This is a genomic window from Micromonospora sp. bgisy143 (genome assembly GCF_057708145.1).
Window position 1 is genome coordinate 363,796 of the sequence record NZ_JBYIRN010000003.1, and the last position, 21,808, is coordinate 385,603.

Sequence of the window (21,808 nt, forward strand, 5' to 3'; positions counted from 1 at the left end):
GTGCCGTGGTGGGCACGGCAGCCACCGACCGTCAGGCCGGAGCGGGCTCGGTCACGGTGACGATGTCCAGGACGTCGAGGATGCCCAGGAGTCCGGCGAGGGTCACCGCCTCGGAGCGGGTCAGGGTCAGCGAGCAGGTGGCATCGGGGTCGTCGGGGGACTCGTAGACGAGGTCCCGCCGACCGCCCGGGTGGTGCGTGACCACGCCCACCCGCCGACCGTCGGCGGTGGTGAACATGCGGCGTACCCCGATGCCGGGCAGCGGGGTCAGTTCGACAATCATGAGGGCTCCAGCGGGCAGGGTGGCGCATCCGCGTAGCGAGTTCGACGGCGGTGCGAGCGGATCAGGCGAGGCCCAGCGCGCGGCGCGGCGGGGCGCGATCCGCCGACCACGCGGGCACACAACCGGGGGTCGCCCGCCGTGCGGTACGGAACACGATGCACAGCCCGATCGACCGGGTGGCCGAGAGCACCAGCACGAGCACGGCCAGCAGCAGCATCGTCGGCCGCGGCGTCCGCTCGCCGACGCGCCGAGGGCCACGTCGCTCGTGCATACCCGAACCATAGCCGTCGCCCAGCGTGTGGACCACATTCGCGTCGGGTGACCGGCCCCCGCCCGCTGCCTGGTCATCGCACGCGGTCGGCGGGGTAACCGGTCTCAGCGCAGTTCGAGGATGATGCCGTCCTCGGACTCGCAGCCGCCCGGACCGTGGTCGCGGATGATCTCCACGATCATGTCGAACAGTGTCCGGCCCTGGCCACCCTCCGCGTCGCGGATCCGGGCCTCGACGCTCGCGCGGTGCGACGGGTGACAGGTGCGGCGGATCTGCTCCAGCCACCGGAGGGTGGCGTCGTGACCGAGCGCGACTCGGGACGAGTCGGAGTGGACCCACGCGAGCACCCATCCGGTCTCCGGGGTGCCGAAGCCGCCACGGAGGATGTCGTTGAGGGCATCGAGGTTCCCGTTCCACGCGCCGTGATGGAGCAACCGCGAGAATTCGCGGACGAAGCCGGCGAAGTCGGCGAACGACGCACCGTCGATGACGAGCACGGGAAGGGCATCGCTTCGCCGGGTCACACGGCAAGTATGAGCCCGACCAGCAGGCAGCGGCCGACCCAGGGCCTCGGCTCGACCCGTCCTCGTGGAACAGGCCCTAGACCACACGGCGGCGGACCCGCCACACCACCACACCGATCAGGACCACCGCGGCAGCGACGAACAGGGACGCCTCGACGAGCTGGAACGTCCAGAACCGGTCGGCCGGGTGGTAGACCCCGAACTGCTGGACGCCCCGCTCGTGCAGGAACTGGTTGAGGTTGGTGCCGGCCCGGTCGGCGGCATCCTCCAGTTCGTAGTACTCGACGCTGCTCAGCCTGTGCCCGGTGGCGTCCGCGTAGCCGCGTTCGATCACCCAGTCGGCGACGCCGGGCACGAGCCGGTGCCGTACCTGCTCCGTCGGGCCGCCCGCGGGAACCGGTCCCATGGTGGTGAGCGGCGTGGCGTACGCGGGACGGGCCAGCAGCGCCACCGACATCCGGGCGGCGAGGAACGCCCCGAACGCGACACCGAACGCGGGCAGGCTGCGCCGCAGGATCGCCCCGGCGGCGGTGGCGACGCCGAACGCGAACAGGGCGTACGCCACCGGGACGAGTCCCTCCAGGTCGAAGGCGTCGTACTGAAACCGCCCCTCCCACGCGTCGAACGGTTGACGGAACCAGGTGAGCACGGCGGTGAACATCCCGGTGAGCGTGACGGTGACGGCGGCGAGCGCCGCGAGCTTGGCGGCCAGCCAGCGCAGCCGCGGCACGGCCTGCGTCCAGGCGAGCTGCCAGGTGCCGTCCTCCAGTTCGCGGGCGAGCAGCGGCGCGCCGAGGAACGCGCCGATGACGACGGGGACCAGGTAGAAGGCCGCCAGGAGGTTCTCGACGTACCCGTACTCCTCGTCGAGCCGGCGGAAGGAGGCCGCGCAGGTCTCGTCGACGCCGGCCGCTCCCGCGCACCGGGCCGGACCGCCGGGGAACAGGTCGTGGGCCTGCGCCCCGAGTACGAGCAGGGCGATGCCGAACAGACCGACGAGCACCCCCAGGACGCAGACCTCGGTCCGGTGCTGACGCCAGAGCAACCACGTCATGCGGCCACCCCCGACGTGACCGCGGCGCTCGGCTCGGACGGCCGGCGCAGGTACGCCAGCACCAGGTCCTCCAGCGCGACCGGTCGGGCCTGCCACCCGGGCGCGGTCGGGAGCCCGCCGTCGCGTACCAGCAGGGTCGTGTGCCGGTCGCTGTGGACGGCTTCCACGACGGCGCCGGACCGGTCGAGGTCGGTGGCCGTGCGCGGGCCGACGAGCAGCCGGTGCTCGGCGAGGAGGGTGTCGATGTCGCCGGTGAGCGTGACCCGGCCCTGGTTGAGCACGACCAGGTGGTCGCAGACGCGTTCCAGCTCGTGCACGACGTGGGAGGAGAACAGCACGGTCACCCCGCCCTCGGCCACCGCGCCCATCAGCACCTGGAGGAACTCGTGCCGGGCCAGCGGGTCGAGGCTGGCCACCGGCTCGTCGAGGACGAGCAGGTCGGGCCGCTTCGCCAGGGCAAGCGCCAGCGCGACCTGGGCCTGCTGCCCGCCGGAGAGCGAACCGGCCCGGCGGTCGAGCGGGATGCCCAGCCTCGCCAACCGGCGCTCGGCCAGCCCCTGGTCGAACCGCAGGTTGCAGGCCCGGCCGAAGCGCAGCATCTCGGCGACGGTGAAGCGCTTGTACAGCGGGTGGTCCTGGGCCAGGAACCCGACCCGGGACAGCGTCTGCGGGGTGCTGGCGGTGACGTCGTGGCCGAGGACCTCCACCGTGCCGGTGCTCGGCGCCAGCAACCCGACGACCATGCGCAACAGCGTGGTCTTGCCCGCGCCGTTCGGCCCGACCAGGGCGATCACGCCGCCGGTCGGCAGGGCCAGGGTGCAGTCGCGCAGCGCCCAGCCCTTGCGGTACCGCTTGCCCACGCCGTCGGTGCGTAGCGCGAACTCCGTCGCCGTCACGCCACGTCCTCGTTCCTGGTCTGCTGGTGCACGGAGGTGAAGAGCGCGTCGACCGCCTGTTCGTCGAGGCCGGCCGCGTAGGCGCGGCGCAGCCAGGTCGCCAGGCCGCGGCGCAGCGACGTGTACGTGGACGCCGACATCGCGGCCGACTGCTGCGCGGTGACGAACGTGCCCTGGCCGGGTCGGCCGGTGACCAGGTGCTCCTGCTCCATCTGCCGGTACGCCTTGGCGACGGTGTTCGGATTGATCGCCAGGTCCTCGACCACCTCGCGGATGAGCGGCAGGCGGTCACCGGGTTGGAGGAAGCCCAGCAGCACCGCCTGACGGACCTGCTGGACGAGTTGCAGGTACGGCGGCACACCGGAATGGGTGTCGAGCCGGAAGACGAACACGGTGCTCCTTTGCTGCTTTACTAGATGCCTAGTAAAGCAGTAGAGGAGCGGTCGCAACAGCCGACGCGCGGTGCGGAGCTCCAACAATAATCATCTTGGATTCATACTCAAGTTGCTTGTATATTCGTGGGCATGGGATCGACTTCGCGTCCCGCGCTACGGGAACCGTCGTACTTCGTTCTTGCCGCCCTACTCGGTGGCCCGCTGCACGGCTATGCCGTGATCAAGCGGGTGACCGAGCTGTCCGATGAGCGGGTGACACTCGCTGCCGGCTCGCTCTACTCGGTCATCGACCGGCTGCTCGGCGAGGGCCTCGTCACCGCCGACGGAGAGGAGATCGTCAACGGACGCGCCCGTCGCTACTACCGGCTCACCGACGAGGGCTACCGCGTACTCGCCGAGGAGGCCGACCGGCTCGCCCGGGCCGCCCGGGTGGTCATGGACCGCCTGCCGCGCCGCGGCGGGTCGCAGGCAAGCACCCGTCAACCTTCTACCGCGAGGATCAGACCAGCATGAGTTCCGATGTACTCGAAAGGCGCTACCGCCTGCTGCTGCGGGCCTATCCGGCCGCGTACCGTCGCGAACGTGCCGACGAACTGATCGACACGTTGATCGGTGACGAGTCCACCACCCGGCGCTGGCCCGACGTTCGACAGTCGACCGCGCTGATCCGGGGTGGCCTGCGGGTGCACGGTGGCAGCACCGCGCTCCGGCCCACGGCTGTACTGCTCTGGCAGGGCATTCACCTGGGTGCCATGGCGGTGCTCGCGCTGGGTGCGCTCATCGGTCTGGACGACCTCGTCGACGCGTTCCAGTTCGGCGGATTTTCCGACCCCCTGACCGTCCTGCGCAACCAGGTCGTCAACGAGGTCATGGTGGGCGCGGTGTTGGTGGCGCTCGTCGCGGGCCGCACCCGCGCCGCCGCCGTCCTGGTGGTGGCCGCGGCGGTGGTGCCGACCGTGATCTCCCCGTACCTGGTCTTCAACGGTTTGCCGCAGTGGTGGGCACCGGTTGTCGCCACGCCCCTGATCCTGGTGAGCCTACGGCGTCCGGCGGACGTCCAGCCGGTGCCTCGGGCCAACGCCGTTCTGGTCACGGCCGGCCTACTCGTCCTGCATCTGATCTCCGCGGAGGGCCTCCGCGTGGTCGACATGGGCGCGCGGCTGGTTGCCGCCACCATGGTGATCGTCGGGGCGGCCGCCTTCCTGTGGGTGGCGACGGCCGACCAGCGACTGCTGATCGCCGTCGTCCCCACCCTCCTGCTGGGCACCCTGCACCAACTGGGCAACAGCGTGTCCGCCGGGGAGCTGCTGCGCCGACCCGACGCCCTGCCGTCCCTGGTCGTCGCGGTTCTCCTGGCAGTCGGCGCGGTCGTCGCGACCCGGCTGCGGCAGCGCACCCGCGCCTGATCGGCCGTGTGGCGGCCCGGCCTCGGCCGAGTCGCCCCGGGTCGGTGACGGTGGCGGCCCCGGACGTCGGTCCGGGGCCGCCGGTCGTGCGGTTCAGCTCAGGCCGCGACGCGGCGGCGGTACGTCATCGCGGGTAGTGGTGGATGTTCCTGGTGGTCTTGCCGTCCACCGACGTGGTGGGGAGCGTCGCCGGGGCCTGCCCCTTCTCCACCCAGTTGACCAGGGCATCGAGGTCGGCGCCCGGGTTCACCAGCGGCCCGGTGCTGAACAGCGGCGTGCCGCAGTGGTCCACGCCGGGCAGCAGGAAGAGGCGGTAGAAGTCGTCGACCCGCTTGTTGCCGCCGAAGACGGCGTTGACATGCCTGCGGTAGTCGACCGTCCCTTCGGTCGGGATCAGCTGGTCGGACTGGCCGTGCCAGGTGAGCAGCTTGCCGCCGGCCCTGGCGAACGCCGACAGGTTCGGGTCGTTGTCGGCGATGACGTCGTCGTACTGCCTCGTTGCCGAGGTGAAGAGCTGCGTGAAGGTCCGGTAGGTCAGCTTGGTGCTGTCGAACGACGGGTCCTTCGTCACGAAGTACCTGGCCCACTGGTCGGGCACCTGGAAGGGTGCGCCCGGGTTGGCGATGAAGGCGAACGTGGAGCCCTTGTTCTGGCCGTACCAGAGCTTCTTGCCGGACGGCGCGACCGGCCCGGCCCAGATCTTGTTGACCGCGTCGGCCACCGCCCTGGTGATGGTGATCTCCGCACCGTCACACTCGACCTTCGTGCCGACCAGGCGACGCGCGTCCCACCTGCAGTCCTGCGGGTTGTCGATGACGCCGTCCCGGACGCCGTCGAGGGTGTCGCAGGCCGCGACCGCCGCGGTGTTGAAGGCGTTCAGTTCGCACTGCGAGGGTGCGACCTTCTCCTCGTTGTAGACCGCCTGCGACCACAGCGTGGCGATCTCGAACCGGTTCCACTCGATCGCCGGCGCGTTCGCCAGGATGCCCTGGAAGTCCGTCGGGTGGTTCTGCGCCTCCGCGTAACCCTGGCGGCCGCCCGTCGAGCAGCCGGTGAAGTACGAGTACGTCACCGCCCGCCGGTAGAACCTGTTGGCCACGTCCTTGCCGATGACCGCCATGTCGTGCACCGAGCGGGAGGCGAAGTTGGTGAGCAGCCCGGTGTTGGTCTTTCCGTCGGCGGTGAGACCCCAACTGGCGTCCAGGCCGGTCTTGACGCCGGCGTCGGTGGCCGCGCCGACATATCCGCCCTTCACCGCGCTGATCAGTGGGACGCTCAGATCGCTGAGGTCGCCGGCGGAGTAACCGCTGCCGCCGGTGGCCTGGAAGCGTCCGTTCCAGTTCTTCGCATCCTGCGGGAGCGAGATCTTGATGGTGACAGTGTCGTTCGCGCCCGGATGGGTCACGACGACGCTGATGTCACACCAGTCGGGCACTGCCGTGATCGGCGGATTCTGCGGAAGCCCCGGGGTGGAGGGGAACGTGAAGTCGCCTCCGGCTCTGAAGGCCGCCTTGACCGACACCACCCGGGTGCCGGACGGCGCGGAGACGGGAACGGCGGCGCAGGTGGTGGCGGCGGTGGGGCCGCCGTCGCGCGTGGCGGCGTTGACGGCCACGGGCAGGAGGGAGGCCGCGAGCGGAACTGCCGCGGCCGTCAGGAGCATCAAGCGTCGCTTCATGCCCACCACTCTCACCGGCCCTCGTCGGCCTGACCCCAGGGTGCGGCACTGGTTCACCCCCTGGCCCGGCATCCGGTGGCTCCGGGGGTGTCCGTAGCCCGACGCCGACCGCCTGCTCAACCACCGATGGCGGTGCTGCGGGCTTCGACGACCCTGAGCGTGTTCTGCAACGCCTTGCGCAGCACGCCTTTACCCACCGAGCCCAGCAGGATGCCGGTCAAACGGCCCTTGACGTTCCTGCCCTCGCGGATCACGACGACGTCCAGGACGGTCGTCCCGTCCGGCTGCGGCGTCAGCGTGTAGGTGTGGCCCGACCGGCCGCCCCAGATGTTGGAATCGGTCGTCGTCATGGTGACGCGGCGGGGGTTCGACCAGTCGTAGCGCAGCCGCTCCCAGATGCCGCCCGAGCCTTCCGTGACGTCAGCCCAGTCGGGACCCTGGCCGTGCACGGCCAGATATTCGTCGGCGCTGTTGCCGAACACCTCCGACCGGCCCGGCCCGAAGTCGGTGAGGGCGGCAAGAACCTGCTCCGGCGTCGCGGTGGTGTTCTCGACGAAGTGAATGACCGACATGGCGCGCTCTCCTGGATCTTCCGGCTGACGTCCCTCCAGGCTCGCCGACCGCAGGCTCGGGTGAGCCCGTGTCACACCCTGGTTTCTCGCCTCGACCCCCTGGTCGATCCGGGCCTCGATCAACACCTCGCCGCCGGCCGGTGGACACCGTGCTAGCGTAATAAGAGTCCACTGGCCTCTAAAGTCGTGACGGTCGGCGCGCGTGGGAAGAACCCGACCGCGACGGCCGCCGCCGATACCGGTCACACAACCCAAGAGGGGTACGAGATGAGCAAGACCTGGTTGATCACCGGAAGTTCCCGCGGACTGGGCCGGGAACTCGCCGAAGCCGTGCTGCGGGCCGGTCACCGCCTGGTGGCCACCGCCCGGCGGCCCGAGCAGCTCGACGACCTCGTCGACGCCTACGGCGACCGGGTCCGCGTGGTCGCGCTGGACGTGACGGACGCCAGCGCGGCGCGCGCCGCCGTCGGCGTCGCCGTGGAGGCGTTCGGACGCGTGGACGTCGTGGTGAACAACGCTGGCTACGCCGACGTCGCGTCGATCGAGGACATGCCCGAGGACGATTTCCGCGCGCAGGTCGACGCCAACTTCCACGGGGTGGTCAACGTGACCCGTGCCGCGTTGCCGACCATGCGTGAGCAGGGCGGCGGCCACATCATTCAGATCTCCTCCGTCGGCGGGCGGGTGGGCGGCCCGGGCCTGAGCGCGTACCAGTCGGCCAAGTGGGCGGTGGGTGGATTCTCCGAGGTCCTCGCCAAGGAGGTGGCACCCTTCGGGATCAAGGTCACCGTGGCCGAGCCGGGTGGCATGCGTACCGACTGGGCCGGATCGTCGATGACGACGCTGCCGATCAGCGACCCCTACAAGCCGGTCATCGAACCTGTGGTCGCCCGCCTGCGCGCCGCCGACGGCAACCAGTCCGGGGACCCCGCGCGAATCTCCCAGGTGATCCTGGACCTCACCGAGGTTCCGGATCCGCCGGTGCGTCTGCTGCTGGGCGCCGATGCGGTGGCGGTGGCACAGGCGGCCGCGACAGCTCTCGCGGCATCGGACGCGAGGTGGCGCACGGTGAGCGAGTCCGTCAGCTACGACGCCTGACCGTCGTCTCCGCGGGGGTCGGTGGGCGGGCCGCGTAAGGTACGCGGGTGACAGGGGAGCGTTCAGAGGTAGAGCCATGAGTACCAGCGATCAACCGCCGAGCTTCCAACGCGCCCGCAGGCCCGAGCAGCGCGAGGCTCGCCGACGCGCCATCCTCGAGAACGCGGCGCAACTCGTGGCCGAGATGCCGGTGAGCGACATCAGCCTCCGTGAACTCGCCCGGCGGGTCGGGTTGTCGAAGACGAACGTCGTGCGCTATTTCGAGACCCGCGAGGCGGTCTTCTTCGCCCTGCTCAACCAGGCCATCGACAGGTGGCTCGACGACCTTCCCGCCGAGCTGCCACACGCGACGGCCGGTCACCCACCGTCGCCCGCCGCCGTCGTGGACGCCCTGGCCCGTTCGGTGGCCGACCGACCGCTGATCTGCGAACTCTGGAGCTCGCTCGGCACGGAACTCGAACGCAACATCTCCGCGGAGGCCGTCCGGGCGTTCAAACTCGCCCACACGGACCTGCAGGTACGCCTCGCCGGGCTGCTCAGGCAACGCATCCCCGCGTTGACCGTGCCGGCGTCCCGGGAGCTCGTGGCCCTGTCGATCCTGCTGATCGCGGGTCTCTGGCCGTTCGCCAATCCCTCGCCCGCCGTCGCGGAGGCTGTTCGGGATCCGCTGCTCGCCAACTCCCGCGTCGACTTTCCCGACCGGCTCAGCCGCGCACTCGTCGTCACCGTCACCGGCCTGTTGACGGTGTAGTCCGTACCGACGTGCTGTCCGGCCCGCCCACGGCGGCCGTCCGCGGTGTAGTAATTTCGCCTGGGAGACAACGTGCCGAGTGACAACATGGGTTTCGATCTGCTCGGCCGACAACGTGAGCGCGACCTGCTCGACCGGCTGATGCACGACGTCCGAGCCGGTCAAAGCCGTGTGCTGGTGCTGCGCGGCGAGGCCGGGGTCGGCAAGACCGCGCTGCTGGACCACGTGACCGAGCGGACCCGGCCCGACCGCGTCGTGCGGGTCGCGGGTGTCGAGGCGGAGACCGACCTGGCGTACGCGGCGCTCCAGCTCCTGTGCGCTCCGCTGCTGGAACACCTGGATCGGCTCCCCGGACCGCAGCGCGACGCGCTCGCCACCGCGTTCGGCCTCCAGGCGGGCCCGCCGCCGGAAGGGCTGCTCGTCGGTCTCGCCGTGCTCGGCCTGCTGGCCGAGGCGGCGGCCGAGCAGACCCTGGTCTGCGTGGTGGACGACGCGCAGTGGCTGGACCGCATGTCCGAGGTCATCCTCACCTTCGTCGCCCGCCGTCTGGACGCGGAATCGGTCGCGTTGCTCTTCGCCGTGGGGAGCCCCACCGAGGAGCAGTTCCTCGACGGCCTGCCGGAACTGTGGGTCGAGGGCCTTCCCGAGGCGGACGCGCGAGCGTTGCTGGACCTGGTGCTGCCGGGGCTGGTCGACACCCAGGTGCGGGATCGGATCGTCGCCGAGACCCGAGGCAACCCCCTTGCGCTGATCGAGTTGCCCCGCGGCCTGTCACCGGCGGAACTGGCGTTCGGATTCGGCGGGCACAGCGCGACACCGGTGGCCAGCCGGGTCGAGATGGGTTTTCAGCACCGAATCGCGGCACTGCCGCCCGACAGCCGGCGGTTGCTGCTGACCGCCGCCGTGGAGCCGGTCGGAGACGTGTCGCTGCTCTGGCGCGCCGTGGACCGGCTCGGCGTCGGTCCCGCCGCAGCGGTGCCGGTCGAGGCGGCCGGCCTGGTCGAGCTGGGCACCCGGGTACGGCTGCGCCATCCGCTGGTTCGCTCGGCGAGCCGACGTTCGGCCGAGCCCGCCGAACTGCGCGCGGTGCACCGGGCACTGGCCGACGTCACCGACCCGCAGCAGGACCCGGACCGACGCGCCTGGCACCGGGCGCATGCCGCAGTGGGGCCGGACGAGGAGGTCGCCGGTGAGCTGGAACGTTCGGCCGGCCGAGCGCTCGCCCGTGGCGGTCGCGCTGCCGCTGCCGCCTTCCTCGAGCGGGCCGCCGAGCTCACCGCCGACTCCAGCGCCCGCGGCCGGCGGATCCTGGCGGCAGCCCAGGCCCGATTCGCCTCCGGCGCCACCGATCAGGTAGCCGGCCTGCTGGCCGCCGCCGAACTGAGCGAGCTGGACCCGGCGCAGCGCGCTGAGGTGGAGCGGCTGCGGGCCCGGGTCGCGTTCGCTGTCAACTCCGGCCGAGCAGCGGTACCGCCGATTCTCAAGGCCGCTCGCCGGCTCGAGGCGCTGGATCCGGCTGCGGCCCGCGAGACGTACCTCTCGGCGGTCGGTGCGGCCGTGAACGCCGGGCGGTTCGGCGGCAACGACCTGCGGCTCGTCGCCCGGGCCGCCCGGCGGGTGCCCGAGGGTCCGGAGCCGGCCGGCCTGCTCCTGGCAGCCTTCACGGCGTGGAGCCTCGACGGGCAGGCGGCGGCCGTGTCGCTCTTCGCCCGGGCGCTGCACGCGGTCACCGTGCAGGCCGATGTGGACCTGGCCTGGCTGGTCGGCCTGGTTCTGCACGAGGTGTGGGACGACGTCGCCTTCCACACCCTCACCGAGCGGGCCGTGACCTTCGCGCGGGAGACCGGGCGGCTGTCGCTGCTGCCGACCGCGTTGACGTTCCGGGCCACCGCGCTGATCTTCGCCGGTCGGTTCGCCGACGCGTCCGATCTGCTCGGCGAGGCAGAGACCCTCGCGTACGCGGCAGGGCCGTCGCCACACCCCGCGACCGCGGTGATCCTGGCGGCGTACCGGGGTCGGGAGGAGTCGGCCGTCGAGCTGATCGACGCCCTGGCCAAGGAGGCCGGCACGGCTGGCATGGGCTGGTTGTTCAGTGTCGCCGGCTACAGCAGGGCGGTGCTGTTCAACGGACTCGGCAACTATCCGGCGGCGCTGGTCGCCGTGCGGTGGGCGACCGAGCGGGATGACCTAGCCGTTCAGCAGTGGGCGCTCGGTGAGCTGGTCGAGGCTGCGGCGCGCTCGGGGGCGGACGCCGTCGCTAGGCAGGCCCGCGACCGCCTGGCCGAACGGACCGGTCCGGCGGCGACGGACTGGGCGATCGGCACGCAGGCCCTCGCGGACGCGCTCGTCGGGGCGGACGCGGAGGCGGACGAACGCTACCGGACAGCCATCGACCGCCTCGCCACCACGCAGCTCGGCCTGCAACTGGCCCGGGCCCGGCTGCTGTACGGGGAGTGGCTGCGCCGGTCGAACCGCCGTGGCGACGCCCGAGCCCAGCTGCGGTTGTCCCACGAGGCGTTCACGGCGATGGGGGCGGAGGCGTTCGCCCAGCGAGCGGGCCGGGAACTGGCCGCCACCGGCGAGACGGTCCGCAGGCGCGCCGTGGGCGTAGCAGAGGAGCTGACCCCGCAGGAGGCGCAGATCGCGCGACTGGCGGCGGCCGGTCGGACGAACCGGGAGATCGGCGCCGCGCTGTTCCTCAGCGCGCGTACGGTCGAGTGGCACCTGCGCAAGATCTTCACCAAGCTCGGCATCACGTCCCGACGTGAGCTCCGCGCGGCGATCGACGTCAGCCCGCCCCGCCCCTGACGGTAGGCGCTGCGGTATGTGTCGCCCGACCGTGAACGGCCGCGGGTGCGCGGCCGTCCACGGTGGTGTCACGGATGCGACGGGGTAGCCCCGAGGCTCAGCGGTGCGCCGCCCCGGCGGTGGGGGTGGGCTGGACCCGCTCGAACCGTACCTTGCTCAGCCAGCCCGGGAGGTCGCTGAGCACGTACAGCTCGCCGTTCACGTCGGCGCCGAACGCGGTCGGCTGGGTGGGGAAGGTGCCGATCTCGGCGGACTCGTAGCCACCCGTGGACGTCTGACGCACGGCGAACGCGCGGGTGGAGCAGTAGTCGCTCGCGATGTAGGTGCCCCGCGCCTCCGGGGTGACGGATCCCCGGTACACCAGGCCGCCGATGATGGAGCAGTTCTCCGTCAGGTAGTGCTCGTACTCGACGACCGGGTCGGTGAGCCGTACGCCGGGCCGGCACTGCGTCTGGTCGAAGACCGGCGTGCCCTCCTTGCAGGACCAGCCGAGGTTCGCGCCGCGCTGCGACGGGCGGATGTGGTTGATCTCCTCGATCAGGCCCTGGCCGACGTCGCCGATCCACAGCGAGTTGTCGACCGGGTCGATGGAGAACTTCCACGGGTTGCGCAGCCCGTAGACCCAGATCTCCGGCCGTGCGCCCGCCGTGCGGACGAACGGGTTGTCGAAGGGTACGCAGTAGGGCTTGCCGCCGCAGCTACGGTTCACGTCGATCCGCACGATCTTGCCGAGCAGGGTGCCGAGGTTCTGACCGCTCTTGAACGGGTCGTTCGCGTTGCCGCCGTCGCCGGTGGACCAGTAGAGGTAGCCGTCGCGGCCGAAGGCCACCTGTCCGCCGTTGTGGTTGCCGAATTCGGCGTGCTCCTGGGTGAGCAGCACCTGTAGCCGGTCGGGAGCGCCGAGCGGCACCCGCGCCAGGGTCAGCGCGCCGGCCGGCAGGCTGGTGTAGGCCACGTACAGCATCCCGGTACGCGCGAAGTTCGGCGCGGGCGTGATGCCGAGCAGGCCGCGCTCGTTGTCGGACGTGTCGATCCGGGCGGTCAGGTCGAGCACCGGCGCGGCCGCCAGGCCGGTGTCCGGGTGGTACGCCCGGACGGTGCCGTTCTTCTCCGCGATCAGCATCCGACCATCCGGCAGGCCGGTGATCGCGATGGGACGCTGCAGACCGAACGCCACCCGTTCGGACACCACGGTCAGCTCGGTGAGGGGCACCGCCCGGGCGCGGGATGTGCCGGCTGCCGCGCTGCCGGCCACCGAGGCTTGTGGCAACAGAAGGGCGGACAGGGTCAGGATGAGCAGCCCGGCCAGCGTGGTGGCCGGGCGATGTCGCCGTCGCTGCATGTTCGGCTCCTCGGTCAGGTGGGTGGAGGGTGGTGTGGGAGCGTTTCCACACTACATCGATCCAAGTCGATGCCAAACCCGCTGGTCGTCCGCCGTCCGAGTCAACGTCCTCGACCGCCGACTGCCCAGATCGAACTGATTCGATATAGCATCGCGGCAGGGCAGTGTCACTCCGCAGGGGCGTACGGGCGCGGAGTGATCGTCATCCACCGGGCGGGCCGGGCAGCCGGCGGTGGCCACCGATTTCGGGCGCGGCGGGGTTGACGCCGGCTCGACGTCACCTGTGGCGTGCTGGTCCAGCGGCGAGCGCGTGCTCCGGGTCGTCGGCCGTGCGGCGATCGTCGTTCCGTGCCTCGGTTCGGGCAACGGACCGGACCGAACACCGAGGAGAAAGCACAGATGAACGACGTACCCGCTCGACCCAGACGCCGAACCAGGGGGCCCGCCAGACTGCTCCTGGGCGGGGCCTGTGCCCTGGCGATCACGGTGTCCTCGATGGCGCTGGCGACCTTCGCCCGGGCCGATCTCCCCGGAACGCCCGGGACCACCCTGAAGGCCGCGGCCGAGCGCAGCGGCCGCTACTTCGGCGCCGCCATGGGGTCGGACCGTCTCAACGACTCCGGCTTCCTGACCATCGCGAGCCGTGAGTTCGACATGATGACGGCCGTCAACGAGATGAAGCCCGACGCGACCGAGCCCAACCCCGGCCAGTTCAACTTCCAGCGCGGTGACGCGATCTACAACTGGGCCGCCCAGCGCGGCATGCGGTTCCGTGGTCACACCCTGGCCTGGCACGCCCAGCAGCCGAGGTTCTGGGGGAGCCTGAGCGGCAGTGCCCTGCGGAACGCGATGATCAGCCACATCAACGGGGTGATGGCGCACTACAAGGGCAAGTTCGCGTACTGGGACGTGGTGAACGAGGCCTTCGCCGAGAACGGCAGTCGGCGGTCGTCGAACCTGCAGTCCACCGGGAACGACTGGATCGAGGTGGCGTTCCGGACCGCACGCGCCGCCGACCCGAGTGTGAAGCTCTGCTACAACGACTACAACATCGAGAACTGGACGTACGCCAAGACGCAGGGCGTCTACAACATGATCAGGGACTTCAAGGCCCGTGGCGTCCCGGTCGACTGCGTGGGCCTGCAGACCCACTTCACCGGCGGCAGTTCGCTGCCGGGGAACTTCCAGCAGACCCTGTCCAGCTTCGCCGCACTCGATGTGGACGTGGCGTTGACCGAGGCGGACGTCACCAACGCCTCGACCAGCCAGTACCAGGGCCTGACCCAGGCCTGCATGAACGTGCCCCGCTGCGTCGGCATCACGACGTGGGGCATCCGGGACAGCGACTCCTGGCGCGGCAGCGAGAACCCGCTGCTCTTCGACCGCAACAGCAACCCCAAGGCGGCGTACACCGCCGTCCTCAACGCGCTCAACGCCGCCTCCACCACCGTGCCGGGCACACCGCCGACGACGCCCCCGCCGACCACGCCCCCGCCGACGACCCCTCCGCCGACCACGCCTCCGCCCACGACGCCTCCGCCGACGACGCCGCCGCCGACCACGCCGCCGCCGGGTGCCTGTAGTGCGACGTACCGCCTGGTCAACAGCTGGAACGGCGGCTTCCAGGGCGAGGTCACCGTGGCCAACAACGGCTCCGCGACCCTCAGCGGCTGGACCGTGCGGCTGACGCTGGCCAGCGGGCAGACCATCGCCAACGTCTGGAGCGGCATCAACACCGGCACCAGCGGGACGGTCAGTGTCCGTAACGCCGACTACAACGGGACCCTCGGCGCGAACGCCTCGACCACCTTCGGCTTCCTGGCCAACGGCAGCAGCACGGCGCCCGGCAACCTCTCCTGCACCAGTCCCTGACCGCGACACGTACCGGTCCCACCGCGTCCCGAGCGCTGACCGGGCCCGGAGCCAACGGCTCCGGGCCCGGGCGCCGTCGTGGTCGGACCGCCGTCACCCACCGCTACTCGGCGATATGGAGAATGACCATGCGTAGCTTTCTCGCGGCGATCAGCGCCGCCCTGGTCCTCGGCGCAGCGACTGGCAGCGTTCCGGCCGCCGCCTCGGACACCTCCCCGCGATCGTGCCCCCGTGGCCTGCTCTTCTGCGAGGACTTCGAGCGCCTGCCCGTCGGCGGGCCCAGCACGCTGAACTGGGGTGTCGACACCCGCCACGGCACGCTGACCGTCGAGCGCGCCCGCCGTGGCAACCAGGTGCTGCACGTCCACACCGTCGACAACGGGCGCGCCTTCCTGCGCGTCGACAACTTCGCCGCGCCGGGCAACCGCTTCTACGGCCGGATGCGGCTGCGCGTCGACGCCTTCCCCACCGCCCCGGACTGGGCGCACTTCACGCTGGTCGAGGCGACCGGTAGCGGCAGCGCGGAGGTCGTCCGTCCGATCGGTGGCCAGTACGCGCCCACGGTCCCCGGGACGTTCTGGGGCATCGGCGCCGACGGGGGCCCGACCGGTGACTGGACCAACTGGCGGGAGTCCGCCCCGGTCGTGGAGGACACCTGGCAGTGCTTCGAATGGAAGATGGACGCGGCGGACAACCGCGTCACGGTGTGGATCGACGGCGTGGCGAATCCCGAATTGACTGCCGCCACGAACGACCACGGCGGTAACGACGTCCCCTTCGTCCTGCCCACCGTCGACACGGTGAAGATCGGTTGGCAGCTCTACCAGGGCGGCACGACGCCGGGTGAGTTCGACCTCTGGATCGATGACATCGCCCTGTCGACCAAGCGGCTCGGCTGCTGACCTGAAGCCCATGCCTGCCGGGGTGCGGCCGTGCCGCCGCACCCCGGCAGTGGTGTCGCTTACCCGCGCCGGGGGCAGCTCAGGAGCAGGTCTTGCCCCTGTTGATGCACGCCGCGATGCGCTGCATGGTCCGGGTGGAGTTGACGTTGACGAAGTCGTTGTGGTCGGAGAAGGGATTGTGGTTCTCCTCGGGGAACGAGTCGAGCGCGTACTGGCCCTTGACCTGCACGTCGCGCGGGATGTCGTAGGCCACCGTGATCCGTAGTTGCGGGATTGCCCGGAAGCCCTGCGGGCAGACGCCGGTGGCCCGGTCGGCGAACGCGACATGGTTGCGGTGGTTGTCGCTGTCGACGTTCCGGCCGTCCCAGCAGCCGGGGAAGTCGTGCACGCGCTGCACCCGGCTGCCGGCGGGGCAGATCGGGTACCTGTCGGAGAGCCGGTCGGTGAAGCCCGAACAGGTCCAGGTGGCGCGGGCGTTGGCCGGACCACGGCTGGTGGGCTTGGCGTCTCCGGTGAGGGCCCGAAGGAACCTCGGCATCGGCACCACCTTGCTGGCGGGGTTGCCCCGGTACTCGATCAGCACCTGCGCCGGGCGGACAATGCCACCGGTGTTCCCCGGTAGTTCGAAGTCGGGTCCCTGCGGATCGGGGAGCGCGGCGGTAGTGGGCGTGCTGCTCGGCGTCGCCGGGGATTTCGGGGCCTGGTCCACCCGGCACGGAGCGAGCGCTTCGAGACCCTGCGGGCGGGTAGCCTGCCGTCCGATCGCGATGGCGATCCGGTCGAGCGCGGCGATCCGCTTGGCCCGTAGCGGGCCGAGGATAGCGTTGTCGACGAAGGCCGGTCCGCCCTGGCCGGCGCTGATGACAAGGCGTTCGTTGGCTTCGGAGATCTGCCGGTCGAGGTCGTCGAGGTTGCGGTTCACCTCGGTGAGCGCCCCAGCGGGCACGCCGGGCAGCCTGTCCCGCACGCTGGGGCACTGGATCCGCGGATTCGCGGCCCGGGCCGCCGTGACGCTCGCGCGATGGGCGCGGTAGGGCATTCGGGCGTGCATGTCGTCGTAGGAGACGTCACAGTCGACAAGCGAGACCAGGCCGGGCTGGCCGCCGCCGGCCGCGGTGACCGAGGCGGTGATCTCCTTGATCAGCGTGGCACGACGGGCCCGGAGCGGGTCCAGGATCTCTCGGTTGAACGCGGCGTCGATGCGGCCCCGGCTGGCGCTCATCCGTTGGTTCGCGGCGGCCTGCTGCCGGTCCAGTTCGGCCAGCAGACGGTCGACGGTGGCGCGAGCCCCGGTGGGGACGGCGCGGAGCCGCTTGCCGACCGAGGGGCACACGACCATCGGCCGGGTCTGGGCCAGGGCCTGCTGGACCTGCCTGCCACTGCGAACAGTTCGGTCGATCCGCACTACCGGCCAGAAGTAGGACGACTTGTCGCCGTTACGGCAGGTGGTGCCGGAGGCGTCCAGGTCGGCGTCGGAGGAGTTCGCGGTGATGGCGAGATTGCCCACGAAGTCGCGGACGTGTTCGGCGCCGTTGCGGATGCCGGGTTGGGCCACCGGATTGTCCGGGCTGAACTTGCCGTTGCCGTTCGTGCCGCAGTCGACGGTGAACCGGCCGGTCGACGCGCCGGCGGCCGGCCGCGGATCCCGCACGTTCGGTGGCACCTGCTCGATCGGCACGAACTGCTCCAAGCTGGTGGCGGCATCCGCGGTGCCCTTGCCGCCGCCGGAGACGAAGGTGACGGTGAGCGCACCGGTGGCCGCCAGCACGAGCGCGGCCATGGCGAGCCGGGCCGTCCGGGTCTGGACCAGTGCGGTCCCGTTTCTCCTACGGTTCATCAGACGCTCCTCGAAGCCGGTGTGCTGTCTCCCCTCGGTACGGGCCGGCGTACCGCCACGGTCGACGCCGGCCCGGCCCGTCATGGTTCGGTAAGAAGTCGCCCGGAACCGGCCGGCGGGTGTTACGGGCGTCACCTGGTACCGGACTCGCGAGTCCGGTACCGTCGACGCTATCCGGACTAGGAGGTCCGGATATTGGAAGGAATGCCCGATGACACCGGTACGCATCAGCGACGCCATCCGCGACGTGGCCTTCGAGCCGCGCCTCGCCCTGCCGGAGGCCGTGGACAAGTACTACGCCCCCGGCCTGGTCCATACCGCCGACGGCCGGACGCGCGATCGCGGCGAGTTCGCGGAGATGGTCGCCGGCATCCGCGACACGGTGGTCGAGGGCACGGTGACCGTGCTCGACGAGCTGTACGACGGTCTGCACTACGCCGAGCGGCACCGCTACAGGATGACCATGACCGACGGCACGGTGGTCCACCGGGAGGTGTACCACTTCGCCACGTTGGCCGAGGACGGTCGGTTCCAGCAGGTCCACGAGACCGGCTTCGACGTCGAGCCGGATCGACAGTGAACGTTCCTCGGCGCGCGGACGCGCTGCGGAACCACGAACGGGTCGTCGAGGCGGCCCGTGAACTGTTCGCCGAGCGCGGCCTGGACGTCACCGTGCCCGAGGTGGCGGCGCGCGCCGGAGTCGGGCGGGCGACGGTCTACCGCAGCTACCCGAGCAAGGACGAACTGGTGCTGGCGGTCGCGCAGGAGGGCTTCGATTCGCTGCGGGCGCGTACCCTCGCCGCCCTTGCCGACGCCGACGCCGACCGCGCGTTGCGCGACTACCTGCCGGATCTGCTCGGCCATCTCGCCCGCGACCGCGGCCTGGCGACGGTGTTCTTCGAAGGCCGTCTGCTGCCCGCCGCGGAGCTTGTCGACCTGATCGCCCGCCTGCTCGATGCGGCGAAGGCGGCCGGCTCGGTGCGGCCGGACGCCGGTGCCCTCGACGTCCGCGTCGTGTTGTGCGGCGTGGCCCGCCAACTCATCCTGCTGGACGAACGCGATCCGGCCGTGTGGCGTCGCTACGCGGGTCTGATCCTTGCCGCCTTGCGTCCCTGACCACGCGACGCAGCTCGCCCGGGTGGGTGAAGGGACGTCACCCTTCTAGGGTATTTATTCAAGAACACCACACTTGAGCGTTATTCCTGTTTAGCCCGACATTTGGACCGATTGTCAGTACCGTGAGGTTGGGCGATCATGCAGGCCATTCCGGCATCGGAGGGCTGGTCCGGCAGCCCGGCGCATCTGCCCACGTTCGGAAACCAGTGACCAACGAGGGAGAACAGGCATGCTCGGAATCTCGCTACGTCGGCCGAAGGTCATCGCCGCGGCGCTCGCCGCCGTAACTCTGGCGACGGTGCTCGGCTCAGGCACCCCAAGCGTGTTCGCGGACGGCGGTGTACAACCAACCCCCGACGGGGGACATGGGGACCGACCAACGATCGTCCTGGTACACGGCGCCTGGGCCGACGGCTCGAGCTGGAACGGAGAGATCCGCAGACTCCAGGCACGTGGTTTCGACGTCCAGGTCGCGCCGCAGCCCAGCCGGGGGCCGTCGATCGACAGTGGCTACCTCAGGGATTTCCTGTCCACGATCGAGGGTCCCATCGTGCTCGCGGCCCACTCGTACGGTGGCTTCGTGGCGAGCGACGCCGCGACCGGCAACAGCAACGTCAAGGCGCTCGTGTTCGTTGACGCCTTCGCCCCGGACAAGGGCGAGACCGTGGAGGAACTCACTGCGGGCTCCGGCTCGATCCTCGAGCCGGCCCTGACCGACCCCACGAGCGTCTTCAGGCTGGTGCCGTTCCCCGGTGCCCCGGAAGGTGCGGTCGACGCGTACGTCCTGCGGAAGGTGTTCATCAACGGCTTCGCCAACGGTCTGCCCCGCCGCCAGGCGGAGGTGCTCGCCGTAACCCAGACCGCCCTGGCCACCAACGCCCTGGCGGAGCCGGCCACCGAGCCGGCGTGGAAGACGATCCCCGCGTGGGCCGTCATCGGTACCGAGGACCGCGTCATCCCGCCGGCCCGGCAGGAGGAGATGATGGAGCGGGCGGGGGCCGACATCACCCGGATCGACGCCGGTCACCTGGGCCTGATCTCGCATCCCGACCAGGTCACCAGGGTCATCCTGGAGGCGGCACGCACGACCACCTGACCAGGTGTCGAGACCTCGACCAGGAGGTCGTGGCATCGCGGTGAGCGATGCCACGGCCTCCCGTCGTGTCAGTTGGTCGCCTTGGCCGCAGCCTCGATCTGATTGGTGACCGCGCCCGCGTCGGTGACCATGGACAGGTGCGGGGCGTTGATCTCGATGGTGTGCGCCTTGGCGCGCTTGGACATCACGACCTGCTGTGCGGCCGGGATGACGGCGTCCTGCTTGCCGATCACGGACCACGAGGGGATGGTGCGCCAGGCCGGCTCGGTGGCCTCCTCGGTCAGGGCGTTGTAGGCAAGGGGGCGTTGCCGGGCGGCGAGCACCGCGACGTCCCTGGCGGGGATGCTCTTGTCGGTGAACGCCTTGCCGTAGACCGACGGCTTGACGTACAGGTTGACGTTGTGTGGGTCTTCGTCGTTGGGGTTGGCGACCACGTCGAAGACGGTGGACGACTCGGCCGCGAAGACCGAGCCCGGCAGGGCCGAGGTCAGCCCGTACACACTGTCGTGCTGGTCCGGGATGTACGCGTCCACGTACACCAGGGCCTTGACCTGCTCGTCGCCCAGGGCGGCGTTCGTGATGACCATGCCGCCGTACGAGTGCCCGACGAGGACGATCGGTCCGCTGATGTTGTCCAGGTACGCGCGGAGGTTCTTGGCGTCCTTCTCCACGCCCGACAGCAGGTTCGGCGGGGTGACCACCCGGTAGCCGTCGTGCTGGAGCTTGGCCGTCACCTTGTCCCAGCTGGACCCGTCCGCCCACGCCCCGTGCACGAGCACGACCGTCGGCTTGACCGTGGAGCGCGACTGCACGGCGTGGTTCGTGGCGGCCTGCGCGGTGCCGATGCCGGCACCTGTCACGACCAGGGCGCCGATGGCCGCGCCCACGTAGACGAGGCGGCGACGGATGGACAGTTTCACGGTGGTTCCTCTCACTTCTGAAGAAAATCGAGTAGAGCGGCGTTGACCTGATCGCCGTGGGTCCACGCAATCGCGTGCGGTCCGCCCTCGATGACGAGCAATCGCGCATCGGCGATGAAGGCGGGCAGCCGCTGGCCGGTGACCCCGATGGGTAGGACCCGGTCCTGGTCGCCCTGGATCACGAGTACCGGGACGTCGATCGTGGCCAGGTCCTCGCGGAAGTCGGTGAGCCAGGTCGGGATACAGGCCACCGCTGCGACGGGAGATCCGGCCTCGGCCACGTCCAGACTGGCCTGGAAAGCCTCGTCGCTGACCAGTGATCCGCCGTAGACGTCGAGGTTGTAGAAGTTCTGCAGGAACTGCTTGAGCCACCCGTTGCGGTCCGCCCGCGCGGCCTCGATGAAACCATCGAACAACGACTGCGGCGCGCCTTCGGGATTGTCGTCCGTCTTCAGCAGGAACGGCGGGATCGGCGACATCAGCACGGCCTTCGCGACGCGCCCGGTGCCGTAGCGACCCAGGTACCGGGCGACGTCACCGGTTCCCATCGAATGACCCACGAGGATGGCGTCGCGTACGTCGAGTGTCGTGAGGAGCACATTCAGATCGCCGGCGAACGTGTCGTAGTCGTATCCACCGGCGGGCTGGCTGGAATTGCCCCAACCCCGCCGGTCGTACGTGATGACGCGGTATCCGGCGGCGAGCAGTGCGGCGACCTGCTTCTCCCAGGCCCGTCCGCTGAGCGGATAGCCGTGGCTGAGAACGACCGGGGTGCCGGCGCCGTGATCCTCGTAATAGATGTCGATCGGGTCGGCTCCGTCTGAGCCAACGCTGACGTGGGGCATGCACTCTCCTTGGCTTGCGTTCCGCGGTGGAACCCTGCCGAAGGTACGGATGTGGGACCGTTTCGCGAATCACCCGAAGCACGTAGTCCCGGGCTTCGTCGACCGCCCGAAAGACAACGAGAGATGGGCGATGCGGCGGACC

The 21,808-nt window shown here is 70.5% G+C and carries 22 protein-coding genes; 10 read left to right on the forward strand and 12 right to left on the reverse strand.

Going from position 1 to position 21,808, the window contains the following annotated elements:
* Window positions 1–31: 31 nt before the first annotated feature.
* From AC3EN4_RS07215 to AC3EN4_RS07240, 6 genes are all read right to left on the reverse strand, one after another.
* The gene (locus AC3EN4_RS07215) at window positions 32–283 is read right to left on the reverse strand and encodes a cation:proton antiporter regulatory subunit (protein WP_422735595.1); all 252 of its coding nucleotides are present in this window, start codon (window positions 281–283) and stop codon (window positions 32–34) included.
* A gap of 61 nt (window positions 284–344) precedes the next feature.
* Window positions 345–554 carry a hypothetical protein gene (locus tag AC3EN4_RS07220; RefSeq protein ID WP_435205137.1) on the reverse strand — a complete coding sequence of 70 codons (210 nt, stop codon included), beginning with the start codon at window positions 552–554 and terminating at the stop codon, window positions 345–347.
* A gap of 104 nt (window positions 555–658) precedes the next feature.
* A complete protein-coding gene (locus tag AC3EN4_RS07225) occupies window positions 659–1,078 on the reverse strand; it encodes a barstar family protein (RefSeq protein WP_435205138.1) in 420 nt (139 codons plus the stop codon).
* Window positions 1,079–1,154: 76 nt separating this feature from the next.
* Window positions 1,155–2,132, reverse strand: coding sequence for an ABC transporter permease subunit (locus tag AC3EN4_RS07230; RefSeq protein WP_435205140.1), 978 nt, complete (start codon window positions 2,130–2,132; stop codon window positions 1,155–1,157).
* Window positions 2,129–3,028 (reverse strand): ABC transporter ATP-binding protein, encoded by a 900-nt coding sequence (locus AC3EN4_RS07235; RefSeq protein ID WP_435205141.1) that lies wholly within the window; start codon window positions 3,026–3,028, stop codon window positions 2,129–2,131. The genes AC3EN4_RS07230 and AC3EN4_RS07235 overlap by 4 nt, the downstream gene beginning before the upstream one ends.
* The gene (locus AC3EN4_RS07240) at window positions 3,025–3,420 is read right to left on the reverse strand and encodes a GntR family transcriptional regulator (protein WP_422735588.1); all 396 of its coding nucleotides are present in this window, start codon (window positions 3,418–3,420) and stop codon (window positions 3,025–3,027) included. Before AC3EN4_RS07240 ends, AC3EN4_RS07235 begins: the two co-directional genes overlap by 4 nt.
* Window positions 3,421–3,552: 132 nt before the next feature.
* On the opposite strand from AC3EN4_RS07240, the gene AC3EN4_RS07245 reads away from it, so the two are divergent.
* Together AC3EN4_RS07245 and AC3EN4_RS07250 are read left to right on the forward strand one after the other, a co-directional pair.
* Window positions 3,553–3,936 (forward strand): PadR family transcriptional regulator, encoded by a 384-nt coding sequence (locus AC3EN4_RS07245; protein ID WP_435205143.1) that lies wholly within the window; start codon window positions 3,553–3,555, stop codon window positions 3,934–3,936.
* Window positions 3,933–4,829 carry a hypothetical protein gene (locus AC3EN4_RS07250; RefSeq protein ID WP_435205144.1) on the forward strand — a complete coding sequence of 299 codons (897 nt, stop codon included), beginning with the start codon at window positions 3,933–3,935 and terminating at the stop codon, window positions 4,827–4,829. The genes AC3EN4_RS07245 and AC3EN4_RS07250 overlap by 4 nt, the downstream gene beginning before the upstream one ends.
* A 124-nt stretch (window positions 4,830–4,953) precedes the next feature.
* Here the strand turns inward: AC3EN4_RS07250 and AC3EN4_RS07255 are convergent, their stop codons facing one another.
* Both AC3EN4_RS07255 and AC3EN4_RS07260 read right to left on the reverse strand, forming a co-directional pair.
* Complete coding sequence (locus AC3EN4_RS07255; RefSeq protein WP_435205145.1) at window positions 4,954–6,507, reverse strand: tannase/feruloyl esterase family alpha/beta hydrolase; 1,554 nt, start codon at window positions 6,505–6,507, stop codon at window positions 4,954–4,956.
* Window positions 6,508–6,623: 116 nt separating this feature from the next.
* Complete coding sequence (locus AC3EN4_RS07260) at window positions 6,624–7,079, reverse strand: SRPBCC family protein (protein WP_422735572.1); 456 nt, start codon at window positions 7,077–7,079, stop codon at window positions 6,624–6,626.
* Window positions 7,080–7,346: 267 nt separating this feature from the next.
* Here AC3EN4_RS07260 and AC3EN4_RS07265 point away from each other — a divergent pair, with 267 nt between their 5' ends.
* From AC3EN4_RS07265 to AC3EN4_RS07275, 3 genes are all read left to right on the forward strand, one after another.
* A complete protein-coding gene (locus AC3EN4_RS07265; RefSeq protein WP_435205146.1) occupies window positions 7,347–8,177 on the forward strand; it encodes an oxidoreductase in 831 nt (276 codons plus the stop codon).
* Window positions 8,178–8,253: 76 nt separating this feature from the next.
* Complete coding sequence (locus AC3EN4_RS07270; RefSeq protein WP_435205147.1) at window positions 8,254–8,928, forward strand: TetR/AcrR family transcriptional regulator; 675 nt, start codon at window positions 8,254–8,256, stop codon at window positions 8,926–8,928.
* A gap of 72 nt (window positions 8,929–9,000) precedes the next feature.
* A complete protein-coding gene (locus AC3EN4_RS07275; protein WP_435205148.1) occupies window positions 9,001–11,736 on the forward strand; it encodes an ATP-binding protein in 2,736 nt (911 codons plus the stop codon).
* 97 nt (window positions 11,737–11,833) lie between these two features.
* Here the strand turns inward: AC3EN4_RS07275 and AC3EN4_RS07280 are convergent, their stop codons facing one another.
* Window positions 11,834–13,078, reverse strand: coding sequence for a PQQ-dependent sugar dehydrogenase (locus AC3EN4_RS07280; protein WP_422735565.1), 1,245 nt, complete (start codon window positions 13,076–13,078; stop codon window positions 11,834–11,836).
* A 399-nt stretch (window positions 13,079–13,477) separates the two neighbouring features.
* Between AC3EN4_RS07280 and AC3EN4_RS07285 the strand changes: the two genes are divergently transcribed.
* Window positions 13,478–14,950: an endo-1,4-beta-xylanase gene (locus AC3EN4_RS07285; RefSeq protein ID WP_435205149.1), complete on the forward strand. Its 1,473-nt coding sequence runs from the start codon at window positions 13,478–13,480 to the stop codon at window positions 14,948–14,950.
* A 128-nt stretch (window positions 14,951–15,078) separates the two neighbouring features.
* A complete protein-coding gene (locus AC3EN4_RS07290) occupies window positions 15,079–15,852 on the forward strand; it encodes a hypothetical protein (RefSeq protein ID WP_435205151.1) in 774 nt (257 codons plus the stop codon).
* 79 nt (window positions 15,853–15,931) lie between these two features.
* Here AC3EN4_RS07290 and AC3EN4_RS07295 read toward each other — a convergent pair whose 3' ends face one another.
* Complete coding sequence (locus tag AC3EN4_RS07295; RefSeq protein ID WP_435205152.1) at window positions 15,932–17,689, reverse strand: DUF1996 domain-containing protein; 1,758 nt, start codon at window positions 17,687–17,689, stop codon at window positions 15,932–15,934.
* A gap of 211 nt (window positions 17,690–17,900) precedes the next feature.
* On the opposite strand from AC3EN4_RS07295, the gene AC3EN4_RS07300 reads away from it, so the two are divergent.
* From AC3EN4_RS07300 to AC3EN4_RS07310, 3 genes are all read left to right on the forward strand, one after another.
* On the forward strand, window positions 17,901–18,269 hold the full coding sequence (locus AC3EN4_RS07300; protein WP_435205153.1) for a hypothetical protein: 369 nt from the start codon (window positions 17,901–17,903) through the stop codon (window positions 18,267–18,269).
* Window positions 18,266–18,805 (forward strand): TetR/AcrR family transcriptional regulator, encoded by a 540-nt coding sequence (locus AC3EN4_RS07305; RefSeq protein ID WP_435205154.1) that lies wholly within the window; start codon window positions 18,266–18,268, stop codon window positions 18,803–18,805. Before AC3EN4_RS07300 ends, AC3EN4_RS07305 begins: the two co-directional genes overlap by 4 nt.
* 229 nt (window positions 18,806–19,034) lie before the next feature.
* Complete coding sequence (locus tag AC3EN4_RS07310; protein WP_435205155.1) at window positions 19,035–19,901, forward strand: alpha/beta fold hydrolase; 867 nt, start codon at window positions 19,035–19,037, stop codon at window positions 19,899–19,901.
* 68 nt (window positions 19,902–19,969) lie between these two features.
* Here AC3EN4_RS07310 and AC3EN4_RS07315 read toward each other — a convergent pair whose 3' ends face one another.
* Window positions 19,970–20,821 (reverse strand): alpha/beta fold hydrolase, encoded by an 852-nt coding sequence (locus tag AC3EN4_RS07315; protein WP_435205156.1) that lies wholly within the window; start codon window positions 20,819–20,821, stop codon window positions 19,970–19,972.
* 11 nt (window positions 20,822–20,832) lie between these two features.
* A complete protein-coding gene (locus AC3EN4_RS07320) occupies window positions 20,833–21,666 on the reverse strand; it encodes an alpha/beta fold hydrolase (protein WP_435205157.1) in 834 nt (277 codons plus the stop codon).
* Window positions 21,667–21,808: the final 142 nt, after the last annotated feature.

Excerpts from the sequence above, each read along its gene's own strand:
- AC3EN4_RS07250 (WP_435205144.1), top strand. The coding sequence starts at position 3,933 with ATGAGTTCCGATGTACTCGAAAGGCGCTACCGCCTGCTGCTGCGGGCC.
- AC3EN4_RS07280 (WP_422735565.1), bottom strand. The coding sequence starts at position 13,078 with ATGCAGCGACGGCGACATCGCCCGGCCACCACGCTGGCCGGGCTGCTC.
- AC3EN4_RS07230 (WP_435205140.1), bottom strand. The coding sequence starts at position 2,132 with ATGACGTGGTTGCTCTGGCGTCAGCACCGGACCGAGGTCTGCGTCCTG.
- AC3EN4_RS07215 (WP_422735595.1), bottom strand. The coding sequence starts at position 283 with ATGATTGTCGAACTGACCCCGCTGCCCGGCATCGGGGTACGCCGCATG.
- AC3EN4_RS07245 (WP_435205143.1), top strand. The coding sequence starts at position 3,553 with ATGGGATCGACTTCGCGTCCCGCGCTACGGGAACCGTCGTACTTCGTT.
- AC3EN4_RS07310 (WP_435205155.1), top strand. The coding sequence starts at position 19,035 with ATGCTCGGAATCTCGCTACGTCGGCCGAAGGTCATCGCCGCGGCGCTC.
- AC3EN4_RS07285 (WP_435205149.1), top strand. The coding sequence starts at position 13,478 with ATGAACGACGTACCCGCTCGACCCAGACGCCGAACCAGGGGGCCCGCC.
- AC3EN4_RS07320 (WP_435205157.1), bottom strand. The coding sequence starts at position 21,666 with ATGCCCCACGTCAGCGTTGGCTCAGACGGAGCCGACCCGATCGACATC.
- AC3EN4_RS07295 (WP_435205152.1), bottom strand. The coding sequence starts at position 17,689 with ATGAACCGTAGGAGAAACGGGACCGCACTGGTCCAGACCCGGACGGCC.
- AC3EN4_RS07290 (WP_435205151.1), top strand. The coding sequence starts at position 15,079 with ATGCGTAGCTTTCTCGCGGCGATCAGCGCCGCCCTGGTCCTCGGCGCA.
- AC3EN4_RS07300 (WP_435205153.1), top strand. The coding sequence starts at position 17,901 with ATGACACCGGTACGCATCAGCGACGCCATCCGCGACGTGGCCTTCGAG.
- AC3EN4_RS07260 (WP_422735572.1), bottom strand. The coding sequence starts at position 7,079 with ATGTCGGTCATTCACTTCGTCGAGAACACCACCGCGACGCCGGAGCAG.
- AC3EN4_RS07265 (WP_435205146.1), top strand. The coding sequence starts at position 7,347 with ATGAGCAAGACCTGGTTGATCACCGGAAGTTCCCGCGGACTGGGCCGG.
- AC3EN4_RS07220 (WP_435205137.1), bottom strand. The coding sequence starts at position 554 with ATGCACGAGCGACGTGGCCCTCGGCGCGTCGGCGAGCGGACGCCGCGG.
- AC3EN4_RS07255 (WP_435205145.1), bottom strand. The coding sequence starts at position 6,507 with ATGAAGCGACGCTTGATGCTCCTGACGGCCGCGGCAGTTCCGCTCGCG.
- AC3EN4_RS07270 (WP_435205147.1), top strand. The coding sequence starts at position 8,254 with ATGAGTACCAGCGATCAACCGCCGAGCTTCCAACGCGCCCGCAGGCCC.